Origin of the sequence: Shewanella kaireitica, from assembly GCF_023284045.1 — a bacterium.
Lineage (GTDB): Bacteria > Pseudomonadota > Gammaproteobacteria > Enterobacterales > Shewanellaceae > Shewanella > Shewanella kaireitica.
Genome location: NZ_JAKIKQ010000002.1, coordinates 41,107 through 53,507, shown reverse-complemented (window position 1 = coordinate 53,507; position 12,401 = coordinate 41,107). Strand labels below are relative to the sequence as shown.

The window sequence follows — 12,401 nt, the reverse complement described above, 5'->3', positions numbered from 1 at the left end:
TTAATTTGAACCTTTAAGGATAAGTTAATGGGTATTCTTGAATCTACTCCAATCGATGTCTATCTCGGTGTGAGTATGTTTACCGCAATTGTATTAGTTTTGGTTTTGGTTATTTTATTTGCCAAATCAAAATTAGTACCAAGCGGTGATGTCACAATCGGCATCAATGATGATGCAGATAAAGCAATTAAAACTGCAGCAGGCGGCAAGCTACTGGGTGCACTAGCAGAGAGCGGTATTTTCGTATCGTCTGCATGTGGCGGTGGTGGTACTTGTGGCCAGTGTAAAGTACACGTTAAGTCTGGTGGCGGAGATATTCTTCCTACTGAGATGGATCATATTAGCAAAGGTGAGGCTCGTGAGGGCTGCCGTTTATCTTGCCAGGTAAATGTTAAAGCTGATATGGAGATCGAACTAGAAGAAGAGATCTTCGGTGTTAAGAAGTGGGAATGTGAAGTTATCTCTAACGATAGCAAAGCAACCTTCATTAAAGAGCTTAAGCTTCAAATCCCTGATGGCGATTCAGTACCTTTCCGTGCTGGTGGTTATATTCAGATTGAAGCACCAGCGCACCATGTTAAATATGCAGATTACGATATCCCTGCAGAGTACCGTGGTGACTGGGAGCATTTTGGCTTCTTCAACTTAGAGTCTCAAGTTGACGACGAAACAATCCGTGCTTATTCAATGGCGAACTATCCTCTAGAGGAAGGTATCATCATGCTTAACGTACGTATTGCATCGCCACCGCCGCGTAACCTATCTCTACCTTGTGGTAAAATGTCATCGTACATCTTTAGCCTCAAAGCTGGCGATAAGGTCACTATCTCTGGTCCATTTGGTGAGTTCTTTGCGAAAGAAACTGATGCTGAAATGGTCTTTGTTGGTGGTGGTGCTGGTATGGCGCCAATGCGTTCTCATATCTTCGACCAACTTAAGCGTCTTAACTCTAAGCGTAAGATGAGCTTCTGGTATGGTGCGCGTTCTAGCCGTGAAATGTTCTATGTAGAAGATTTTGATGGCTTAGCGGCTGATAATGACAACTTCCAGTGGCATGTAGCACTGTCTGATCCGCAGCCTGAAGATAATTGGGATGGCTACACTGGCTTTATTCATAACGTATTGTACGAAAACTACCTACGTGACCATGAAGCGCCAGAAGATTGTGAGTTCTACATGTGTGGCCCACCAATGATGAACGCGGCTGTTATTAGCATGCTTAAAGATCTTGGTGTCGAAGATGAAAACATCTTACTAGATGACTTCGGTGGCTAACCTCTCTCTAATTGGAGATCTAGGTCAATATGTATAAGACCTTAGTAAACTGGCTGGCCCTTGTTGGGTTAGCCTTTTTTATTTCAGGATGTGGTAAACCTGCTGAAATAATTTCACTGTCTGGTAACACTATGGGCACAACTTACCATATAAAAGTTGTGCGCAGCGAGTCACTGCCGGATGTTCAATTACTGCAAGCTGAAATTGATCTAGCACTTGAAAAAGTCAACGACCAAATGTCAACTTATCGTCCAAACTCTGAGCTATCTTTGTTCAATCAGATGACTCGCAATGCACAGATGGAAGTATCACCAGATACTGCTAAGGTCATTGCCGAAGGGATTGAGTTGTATAAAACGACAGATGGTGCGTTGGATATTACCTTAGGGCCGCTAGTCAATCTCTGGGGCTTTGGTCCAGATAAAAGGCCGACAACTGTGCCGACAGCAGAGATGATAGCAGAGGCTAAAGCTCGCACAGGCATTGAGTCTTTGTCTTTGTCTGGTAATAAAGTTAGCAAGCAAAATCCTGATTTGTATGTTGATCTATCATCGATTGCAAAAGGCTTTGGCGTTGATAAAATTGCGGCATTGTTAGATAAGTATCAACCTCAGGGCTATTTAGTTGAGATTGGTGGCGAAATTAGCTTAAGAGGCACTAAACCCGATGGTTCACTTTGGGTTATTGCCATAGAGCAACCGAGCAACTCTGCTACCGATGCACAGCAAATTATATCGCTTAAAAATATGGCTATGGCTACATCTGGTGATTATCGTAACTATTATGAGGAGGACGGAAAGCGTTTCTCTCATTTGATTGATCCGAGAACGGGGTACCCAATTGACCATAGGTTAGCGTCGGTGACTGTACTGCACAAAGAGTCAATGGCCGCTGATGGCTATGCCACGGCGATGATGGTTTTGGGTACGCAGGCATCACTAGAACTTGCTAATCGTGAGCATCTTGCGATAATGCTAATAGAAAAGCAGGATGAAGGCTTTAAAGTTTTCTATAGCGAAGCGTTTAAACCTTTCGTTACTCAGTAGTTGGAGTCGAATATGAGCACATTTATAGCGGCATTTGTCGTGTTACTAGCATTTTTCTTCTTAATGTCGATCGGTTATTTGGTTAAGAAAAAAGAGGTGGCAGGGAGCTGCGGTGGTCTAGGCGCACTGGGAATTGAAAAAGCATGTGATTGTGATGATCCTTGTGACAAGCGTAAAGCCAGAATGGCTGAACAGGAACGTCGTGAAAAGTTAGAGCAGAACCGAATCATCTAACTTTCTATTGGCTCTGTTATTAAGGCTCCTTTCTAAGGGGCCTTTTTTATATCTTTTATTCCTAGCAAGAATGCTTGATAGCATTTTCTGAGCTAATTAACAGCATTAAGTTAATGCCTGCATATCCCCTCCTCACAGCTAGCTGATGTAAATTGCTCTTTTTATGCATAAATATTGGCACTATTAAAGCCCGCTCCAATTAAGAACTGTAGTAGTAATGATAATAATTATCTTTATTAAATCATTGAAATTTAAGGTTAATTTGTGTTTGCTTGTTTTTTGTTCTAGGCTGTATTTATTGACATAGATCAATTTTTAAATAAGGAATACCAGATGAAAGGACAACCTAAGGTTATCGCCCAGCTTAATAAGGTGCTGACCAGCGAGCTGACTGCCATTAACCAATACTTCCTCCATGCCCGTATGTTTAAGAATTGGGGTTTGGGTGAGCTTGATGAAAAAGCTTACAAGAAATCAATTCAAGATATGAAGCATGCAGACAAGATCATTGAACGGATCTTGTTTCTTGAAGGATTGCCGAACCTGCAACAGCTGGAGAAAATTCGTATTGGAGAGCATAGCCAAGAGATGCTCGAATGCGACAAAGTCATGCTCGAGGAGGAACTGGTATTACTGCGAGGTGCTATAGCACTCTGTGAGCAATCAGCAGACTATGTTAGCCGCGACATTTTAGAAGATCTGCTGGAAGATGAAGAAGAGCACTTGGACTGGCTTGAAGCCCAGTTAGAGCTTATCTCACTGACAGGCATTCAAAACTACTTGCAATCCAAAATGGACTAACCGGAGACAATTATGAAAGGTAATAAAGAAGTCATCGACACACTAAACAAATTGCTCACTGGTGAACTGTCTGCGATGGATCAGTATTTTGTACATGGATTGATGTACGAAGACTGGGGGTTAAATGAACTGCATGAACGGATCTCTCATGAATCAGATGATGAGCGTGAACATGCTAAAAAGCTGGTGCAGCGAATTCTGTTTCTAGAGGGCACTCCCGACGTCGCGAGTCGAGAACCACTCAATATAGGTAAAGATACTGAGCAGATGCTTAAGAACGATTTAGCCTACGAGTATCAAGTGGCTGACAATCTTCGTAGTGCCATTGCATTGTGTGAAGAGAAAAGAGATTACGAAAGCCGTGAGATCTTAGAGGTATTGCTAGAAGAGACTGAGTCTGATCATATGTACTGGCTTGAAAAGCAATTAGGTTTGATTGATAAAGTCGGCCTGCAGAACTACTTACAAAGTAAGATGTAGTCAGTTTAGCTAACTCAGTAGCATCAACTGGACGTTGTCATATTTGTTAGAGCACCTCACTTTGAACGTGGCGGTGCTTTTTACGTTTAAGGCGTTAATTAAAGCTTATAAAGCAATATAGCTTTTATTTTGACTACGTTTATACAGCTAATATTCAGCTAAGGAGGATTACCATAATAAAGGTGTAAATAATTCATAAAATTTATTGCGGCGATGGTTATTTGTACTAACTTTAAGGTTCGCAAGTGTGATTTTTTAATGGTTAGCTGATAAAAAGGGGAGATTATGATTATTTCAGCAAAAAATAGCGTTCATGAAAGCGATAACCAACTGATAATTGAGCGTCTTCTTTCTAAGATAAGGAAGCTTGAGCAGCAACTTGAATTAGCTGAGTCTAGTAATAGAGGAAATTCTTCATCACAAGCGAGAAATAGTAGCCAGCCAGCCCTCTCTGCTGATGAATTATCAATGTTGACGACGCTTTTCTAGTATTGGCCAGTCTTTTCAATACTTGAACGTTACTATTGGAGTTTTTCACTGCCACGATTAAGAACTGCTAGCTAAATAAACTGATGTTACCAACGTGCGTTGAATCGATCCCCTGCCATTGCTCGCGCTTTTCTTTCAATGTAACTTTCGTTTTACAACCCTTCGATTAAATGTTGAATTTTGTGCTTTAATCTTGTGTTAATTCTGTTAAATTTATTATTCCTAGAAAAATATAATAATAAAGGAATATTGGATGCTTTGGTTTAAACGCTCGCTAAGTATGCAGTTGGTGGTGACTATTGTTGGTGCTTTGGCGGTATTGTTTACCATCGTCGCATTGTTCTTAGTTAAGAATGAAAGCACTAGTACGCGTCAACAAATTGATAGTGATCTCACCGGGCTTGTTCAGCTTAAATCTAATGAGGTACGCAGCTACTTTGTCGCCAAAGGTCAGCTGATCCACGCAGTCTTTGCAGATCCAACAGTTTTGGAGTGGTTCGCTAATTACAATAATCGCTTAAGCGACCTATCGTCCGATAAGCAATACAATTCCATTGTTGAATACTTTAAGTTTTTCTCCGATCAAGACAGTGATATCAAATCCGTCTTTTTTGGCTCCGCCAATACCTTTGAATATTTTGACCTAAACGGCCGCTACAATGATAGCGAGTACTACACCAATAAACGCCCTTGGTGGCAAGAAGCCATAGATCAAGACGGCATGTTTGTTGGCGACCCTGCCGTTGATGCCAACGATGGATCTATTTCAGCAACGGTTAAAACCGTCGTTAAAGATCAATCTGGGCGATTTATTGGTATCGGCGGGATGGATATCTTGATTGATACCATTGGAAGTGAGTTGTTAGCACCAATTAAGTATCAAGGTGCGGGACAAGCCTTTCTTGTGACCAATGCTGGCAAGTTGGTTTATTTCCCAGGTTTCACTGAAAAATTTCCTCCTGGCTCAGATGCTTCAAAAGTCGATAGTCAGTTCAAAGATACCGACGGCTTTAACGCGTTAAGCAGGCAGATGCAGGCACAATCATCAGGATTTGCTGAGGTCACCTTTAAAGGCCAACCTCAACGGGTTAGCTTCGTTGAGGTTGGCGGCGATTTCCCTGAGCAGAAGTGGCATTTGGCCTTTATGTTACCCACTGAGGTCATTGAAGCGCCGGTAACTGACGCTATTATTAATTCAATTCTTCTCTCATGTTTGATCATGCTGTTTGTCGGAGTTACCGTTTGGGGCATGCTGCTACCGTTTAGAAAGCAGCTCAATAGCTTACTCGCCGCGATGGAAGATATTGCAGAAGGCGACAGTGACTTAGCAAAACGGATCCAAATGGATAGGGAAGATGAGCTCGGTAAACTCGGCGATGCATTTAACCGTTTTGCCGCCAAAGTTCAGGGAATGCTGCAAGAAACTCGAGATTTAACCCTAGAGGTTGAAAATGGTGTTTCAGCTGCGTCTGAAGTTAGCGAACGTGCACTTCACTCTGTCGCACAGCAAAAAGAGGAGATCGCTTCTGTCGCAACAGCTGCCACTGAGATGGCACATACGAGCCAAGAGATGGCCGCGAGTGCACAACGTGCCAGTGACTTTGCCGATAAGGCACAAACGGAGTCGGTTGAGGGCGGTGCCATTGTTGCACAAGCCAGCCAAGGAATGCAGTCTTTATCATCTCAAGTAATTGAAGCTGCAAAGGTTGTAAAGCAGCTAAGAACTCGTTCAGAACAGATTGGTGAAGTACTTAATGTTATACGAGGTATTGCTGAGCAAACTAACTTATTGGCGCTTAATGCGGCGATTGAGGCTGCAAGAGCGGGTGAGCAGGGCAGAGGATTCGCGGTTGTGGCTGATGAAGTGAGAACGTTAGCATCACGTACTCAAGATTCAACAGCAAACATTCAAGAGATCATCCAAACGCTACAGCAAAATGCCAATGAGGCTGAGCAAGTGATGGAGGCGGGCGTTGAGCAGGCCAATATCGGTCAGGAACTCACTGGAAAGGTGGAAGTGGCATTGGACAGTATTACTGGCGCCATTGAAGCCATTCAACAGCAGACCATTGAGATCTCTGCTGCTGTAGGTCAGCAAGCAGTCGTCGCTGAAGAAGTGGCGTGCAATGTTGAAAATGTTAGAGCGCTTTCTGATGATTCACTCGCAGCCAGTGAAGAGTTATCACGTAACTTTGGTGACTTTGCCCGAGTCACTGAATCACTGTCTGGTAACATTAAGCAGTTTAAAATCTAACCATTTGCTGTTGGTTGTTAAATAAAAACGGAGCCTATTGGCTCCGTTTTTATTATGTGTTGCGGTATAAATACAGCTGATAAATTACGCATGTTAAGCTCTCATCGTTAACTTTTCTTGAGTACTGTTTTTATATACAGTATCATCCTCTGCGGAGGGCTTAAGATTGCAAAAAATAATTCATGTCGACATGGACTGCTTTTACGCTGCGGTAGAGATGCGTGATTTTCCAGAGTTACAAGGTAAACCTATCGCTGTGGGTGGCAGAAGTGATCGCCGTGGTGTGATAAGCACTTGTAACTATGAGGCGCGTAAATTTGGCGTGCGTTCAGCCATGGCATCAGGTTACGCCCTTAAGCTTTGTCCTGATCTTATATTAGTGCCAGGTAGAATGCAGGTCTATAAAGATGTCTCTCGCCAAATTAGAGCGGTGTTTGAGCGTTATACCGACTTGATAGAACCATTGTCGCTCGATGAGGCATATCTTGATGTCACAGAAAGCGACCACTGCCAAGGCTCAGCAACGTTGATGGCAAAAGCGATCCGAGAGGAGATATTTGCCGAGACAGGGCTGACTGCATCGGCGGGCATAGCGCCGGTTAAATTTCTTGCCAAGATAGCCTCAGATCTAAATAAGCCAAACGGCCAGTATCTTGTGAGACCAGACCAAATAGACGAGTTTGTAAAAACCTTGCCATTAATCAAAATTCCCGGTGTCGGCAAGGTCACTGCTAAAAAGCTAACCGACCTTGGTTTGAACACCTGCGCAGACATTCAGGCTTACCCACAAAACAAGCTGTTAGAACGGTTTGGAAAATTTGGTGCAATATTGATAGAAAGGGCAAAAGGGATCGATAACCGAGCAATATCCCCAAACAGGGAACGCAAGTCTGTGGGCGTTGAAACCACATTGGCAAAAGATATTCATACCTTGGAGCAATGCCGTGCGGTGATACCGCAGCTTATACAAGAGCTGGGCGTTAGAGTTAACCGTAGCGCAAAAGATCGCGTTATCCATAAACAGGTGGTTAAGCTCAAGTTTGAAGATTTTAAGCAGACAACGATTGAACATCGCAGTGATGAGATCTCCGTTAATCTGTTTTATCAACTACTAGAGCAAGCAATGGAGCGCCAACATGATCGCGGTATTCGTTTATTGGGAGTTTCCGTAGGCTTAGCTTCAGATAGCCGAGCCGATAGCCATGAAGGGACAGAGCCGCCGCAAATGGACCTCGGTTTTTAAGCCGCAATAGTATAAAGACAAAAAAGCCGCTCATGAGCGGCTTTTTAATGGACTGAATAAGCGATTAGCTGCCTTTCACTGGAGTACGTTCAAGTACTGCCAGCAATAGTTTCCAGTACTGACCAACGGTAGTGATATTGACTTTTTCATCTGGACTATGTGGGTAGCGGATGGTTGGGCCAATAGAAACCATGTCCATTTCTGGGTAAGGCTTTTTAAATAAACCACACTCAAGGCCGGCATGGATCACCATGATAGTCGGCTCTTTGTTGTAGATATCTTCATAAGTTTCACGCACACTTGCCATCACAGGCGAGCTGTTGTCTGGCTTCCAACCAGGATATGCGCCACTAAACTCAACATTAGCACCAGCAAGGTTGCTCAATGAGGTAAGTACGCCCTCTATCTCTTCACGGCCTGAATCAATCAGTGAGCGAATTAGGCAAAGCACCTGCACTGAATCAGTCTCCGTGCTAATAACACCAACATTTAACGAGGTTTCAGTGACGCCTTCAACTTCATCGCTCATACGCACTACGCCATTAGGGCAAGCGTTGAGGATATCGATCAAAATTTGCTGAGAGTCTTCACTCATCACTTTAGTTTCTGCAGGTATTTCTGTCAGCGTTAGCTCAGTGTCTGGGTCGGCAATGGCTAATTCTTGGCGAACTAATGCTTGAAATTCGCTAATGCGACTTTGCAGCAGAGTGACATTTTCAGCTGGTAGCATAAAACTAATTTGTGCTTCACGTGGGATTGCGTTACGCAGTGAACCACCAGTGAAGTTTGTTAGTTCAAGCGCTAATTCATCGCTGTGATCAAACAAAAACCTAGCCAGTAACTTGTTAGCATTTCCACGACCCAAATGAATATTCACTCCTGAGTGGCCACCTTTAAGACCCGCAAGCGAAAGTGTATAGCTTGAGTTACTTGGCTCTGGAGATTGCCAAACCATAGGCACGCTAATCTGGCCATCTACGCCACCCGCGCAGCCCATGTAGATCTCACCCTCTTGTTCAGAGTCAGTATTGATCAATATCTCTGCTTCAAGCATGCCAGCTTCCAAGCCGAATGCACCGGTCATACCGGCTTCTTCATCGATAGTTAGCAGCACTTCTAGTGGGCCATGAGCAATATCATCAGCGCCTAGCACTGCTAGAGCCGAAGCCATACCAATACCGTTATCGGCACCAAGTGTAGTACCACGGGCTTTTACCCAGTCATCTTCAACGTAGGCATCGATGGGATCTTTTTCAAAGTCATGCACTTTATCGGCATTCTTTTGTGGAACCATATCGATATGCGCCTGCAGAACGACGGTTTTACGATCTTCCATGCCCGCTGTTGCGGCTTTCTTGATAATAAGGTTACCGACTTTATCTTCGACAACAGAAAGCTGTTTATCTTTCGCCCAAGCTTGAATGTGCTCACTTAGAGCTTGCTCATGCTTTGAAGGGTGTGGAATGGCACAGATTTGTTCGAACCATTGCCAAAGTGCTTGTGGTTGTAGCTGGTTTAGTGCGGTCACAGAAAGTTCCTCTATTTTGAGATTATCACTACTGCGCTGGTGCGCTTGAGGCTGAAAATGGCAATATTCTACCATAGTCTCAGTAACTGCAAGAGAGGTTTACTGCGCTTTACCTATTCAGTGTCAGCAGAAGTTGCCATAGAAGGTTTCAAGCTTGATGAAGTCGTTGGTAATCTGCACGCAATAGGATAATAATGCCAGCAATTAAAAATAAAAAGGAAGGGTCATGGCTGTAGTTAAATATGTTGATGTAGCCTCTCAAGAGGCGATTTTTGAAGGTAATGGATGGGATGCGCTAGTTGTTGTCGCCGCGGATCTCAATGCGATTAAGGTTGAAGAAGTTGCGCTACTTGCTAATCATGGTCAGAAAGTTGACCAGCGAGTTGGCAAATCGGTAACGCTGTTGTTTGCGCCAGGCATTGCGGGTGGCCGATTAGTCATTGCGCCAGTAACCAAAGCAACTGATGAGTATGAAGATGTGCGGGTATTTGCTGATGCGGCGCGTCAAGGCATTAGAGTCGCTAAAGAAGCGGGGGCCAAGCGACCATTGTTATTAGTCAATGGTATCGGAGAGTCGCGTTATCAAAAAGCGGCTGAGGTATCGGCTTTAGCGTGCGGACAAGAGTTATGGCAGGCACTTGAGCTCCGCGAAGCGGGTGGGGCTGATGAAGCGCTAGAGTGTATTGGTTTACTTAGTGATGCCCATCACGCAGCGACGCTAACGGCAATCGAAGCTGGACGCGTGTTAGCACGTGATCTTTGTGGTACCGAGCCTGAGCGCATGTCAGCACCTGCTTTTGCCGACTACTGCTTAGCCGCCCTTGCTGAGAGTGGTTTAACGATGTCAGTGGTAGAGGACAGAGATATTCTAGAGCGAGATTATCCGCTACTGAGCGCGGTTGGCCGTTCATCTTTTGCTGTGCTGAGACATCAGCCTCGAGTGGTTAAGCTGGAGTATGTTGGCGAGGGCGAAATCGAACGCACCTTTATGTTTGCAGGTAAAGGTGTGGTTTATGACACTGGCGGCGCAGATATCAAGATTGCGGGTGGTATGGCCGGCATGAGTCGTGATAAGGGCGGCGCTGCAGCTGTGGCTGGATTGCTAAAAACCGTTAGTATGCTTAAACCGAAGGGGATCCGTATTGTTGCTGAGCTAGGCTTAGTGCGAAATAGCATAGGTAGTGAGGCATTTGTGACCGATGAAATTATTACCAGTCATGCTGGCAAACGTGTGCGTATTGGTAATACTGACGCGGAAGGGCGACTGGTATTAGCGGATCTACTGTCGCATCTACGTCTTAAAGCGGAATCAGCGGTAAAACCTGAGATGTACTCTGTTGCAACGTTAACCGGTCACGTGGTGCGCTGTTTTGGTGGTTATACAGCAGCTGTAGAAAATAGTGTCGCTAAGCAGGCGAACGTTGCCGAGCGTATTCAGCAACAGGCGGCAATTTGGGGAGAACCAATAGAAGTTAGTCAATTGCGTCGAGATGATTTTAGTAAAATTATTGATCCGTCTGCGGCTGCAGACATGTTGTCATCAAATAATGCACCTTCATCGGTGACAGCTCGTGGTCATCAGTACCCGGCAGCGTTTTTAATCCAAGCATCAGGGTTAAGCCAGCATGGTTTAAATAGCGATACACCTATCGCTTATACGCACTTAGATATCGCGGGTAGCGCAACCGAAGGTCACCCGCAATATGGTAGCCCAACAGCAACACCATTAGTTGGGTTGTTTAACTATATGGTCGATAGTCAGTAGGTTTTACACAGCAAAACACTCAAAGCCGACACTGAAGTCGGCTTTTTAATGTGTTTTTAGGTAATAAAATTACAGTTTGAGTTGTTTTTTGGCTTTTTTAATAAAAACAGTTGTAATAAAACTACATTTAGATATAATGATTTCCGTTGATTAGGCAGGTGTCTAATCGAGCTAGTCTATCCAGGATGGATAATTCTCCAAGGAATCGAGCGACGAGTTGGCTTTGCTTAACCCACGAAGGGGCGCAATTAGCATGCAGAGTATTTGGAATTCAACTTAGTTAGGAGTATTGATTATGTCATTTACAAAGAGCACAACTATTTATTCGCAAAGCTTTTGGTTAAACACAGATGTTTTGCGTGGCGGAATATACGCCATGGCTTACAAGGGCTAACCACCTAGTAAGTCGCAAGTTTCCATCACCCTTATGACATCTATTAGGTGTCTTTAGACCAAGTTGTAGATTGACCAAATTTACCATTGATTACCGTTAGCGCGTTAACCAATTTCCATCAGAAAACTTGAATATGTCTTGCCCGCTCATTGAGCGGGCTTTTTTTTGCATTATATTTATTGATCTGCTTTAGTCATTTCTTGTCGTTTCTGGTTGGATAAAGGTAATTATTCTGATCGGAATCTGTTAACAATTGGCGTCGACCTCAATAAATAGCGATTTTATGTGATCTACACACACTATAAGTGTGGTTAAATTACGTTTAAAGCCACTTTTCGGCATTATATTGAATTAATAGTTGTAATAAAATTACAGTTATCTATAATGGCTCTCGTTGGTTAGGGTGAATGCCTACCACAGATAAGTCTATCCAGGATGGATAATTCTCCAAGGAATCGAGCGACAAGTTGACTCGTCAATTTAATTGGTCTCAACCCCGTAATTAAATTGATTAGAGTATTTTTTCAACTTTGTTAGGAGTAATGATTATGTCATTTACAGCTAGTAGTACTATTTATTCGCAGAGCTTTTGGTTAAACACTGATGTTTTGCGTGGCGGTCTATATGCTATGACTTTTAAGGGCTAACCCTCCTTAAAAGTAGTTTCAATATCCATCAACCTTATAACACCCTTTGGGTGTGTTTAGACGCAAGTTGTATGTTGATGCTAGTCAACATGCCATTGATTAACGCTGGCGCGCTAACCGATTTCCTTATGGAACACTTGAACATGTCTGCCTGCTCTTTGAGCAGGCATTTTTTTTGCCTGTAATTTGGTGTGTGCCTATTAATAGGGTTTTGCTGAGGTGGATTTGTAGAATCAACGCTAGCA

The 12,401-nt window shown here is 43.6% G+C and carries 10 protein-coding genes; 9 read left to right on the top strand and 1 reads right to left on the bottom strand.

Annotated elements, in window-relative coordinates; genetic code table 11:
* Nucleotides 1-27: 27 nt before the first annotated feature.
* From nqrF to dinB, 8 genes are all read left to right on the top strand, one after another.
* Nucleotides 28-1,275 carry an NADH:ubiquinone reductase (Na(+)-transporting) subunit F gene (gene nqrF, locus L2730_RS02795; protein WP_248973211.1) on the top strand — a complete coding sequence of 416 codons (1,248 nt, stop codon included), beginning with the start codon at nucleotides 28-30 and terminating at the stop codon, nucleotides 1,273-1,275.
* A 29-nt stretch (nucleotides 1,276-1,304) separates the two neighbouring features.
* Nucleotides 1,305-2,321 (top strand): FAD:protein FMN transferase, encoded by a 1,017-nt coding sequence (locus L2730_RS02790; protein WP_248973210.1) that lies wholly within the window; start codon nucleotides 1,305-1,307, stop codon nucleotides 2,319-2,321.
* 12 nt (nucleotides 2,322-2,333) lie between these two features.
* Nucleotides 2,334-2,555, top strand: coding sequence for a (Na+)-NQR maturation NqrM (nqrM, locus tag L2730_RS02785; RefSeq protein ID WP_020911348.1), 222 nt, complete (start codon nucleotides 2,334-2,336; stop codon nucleotides 2,553-2,555).
* 333 nt (nucleotides 2,556-2,888) lie between these two features.
* On the top strand, nucleotides 2,889-3,356 hold the full coding sequence (gene bfr / locus L2730_RS02780; protein WP_248973209.1) for a bacterioferritin: 468 nt from the start codon (nucleotides 2,889-2,891) through the stop codon (nucleotides 3,354-3,356).
* Nucleotides 3,357-3,368: 12 nt separating this feature from the next.
* The gene (gene bfr / locus L2730_RS02775; RefSeq protein ID WP_248973208.1) at nucleotides 3,369-3,836 is read left to right on the top strand and encodes a bacterioferritin; all 468 of its coding nucleotides are present in this window, start codon (nucleotides 3,369-3,371) and stop codon (nucleotides 3,834-3,836) included.
* Nucleotides 3,837-4,121: 285 nt separating this feature from the next.
* Nucleotides 4,122-4,325, top strand: a complete 204-nt coding sequence (locus L2730_RS02770; RefSeq protein ID WP_248973207.1) for a hypothetical protein — start codon at nucleotides 4,122-4,124, stop codon at nucleotides 4,323-4,325.
* A gap of 253 nt (nucleotides 4,326-4,578) precedes the next feature.
* Entirely contained in the window at nucleotides 4,579-6,579 is a 2,001-nt protein-coding gene (locus tag L2730_RS02765) for a methyl-accepting chemotaxis protein (RefSeq protein WP_248973206.1), read from the top strand.
* Between the two features lie 166 nt (nucleotides 6,580-6,745).
* Nucleotides 6,746-7,822 carry a DNA polymerase IV gene (dinB, locus tag L2730_RS02760; protein ID WP_248973205.1) on the top strand — a complete coding sequence of 359 codons (1,077 nt, stop codon included), beginning with the start codon at nucleotides 6,746-6,748 and terminating at the stop codon, nucleotides 7,820-7,822.
* 64 nt (nucleotides 7,823-7,886) lie between these two features.
* Here the strand turns inward: dinB and L2730_RS02755 are convergent, their stop codons facing one another.
* The gene (locus L2730_RS02755) at nucleotides 7,887-9,350 is read right to left on the bottom strand and encodes an aminoacyl-histidine dipeptidase (protein WP_248973204.1); all 1,464 of its coding nucleotides are present in this window, start codon (nucleotides 9,348-9,350) and stop codon (nucleotides 7,887-7,889) included.
* A 226-nt stretch (nucleotides 9,351-9,576) separates the two neighbouring features.
* Here L2730_RS02755 and L2730_RS02750 point away from each other — a divergent pair, with 226 nt between their 5' ends.
* On the top strand, nucleotides 9,577-11,115 hold the full coding sequence (locus L2730_RS02750; protein ID WP_248973203.1) for a M17 family metallopeptidase: 1,539 nt from the start codon (nucleotides 9,577-9,579) through the stop codon (nucleotides 11,113-11,115).
* Nucleotides 11,116-12,401: the final 1,286 nt, after the last annotated feature.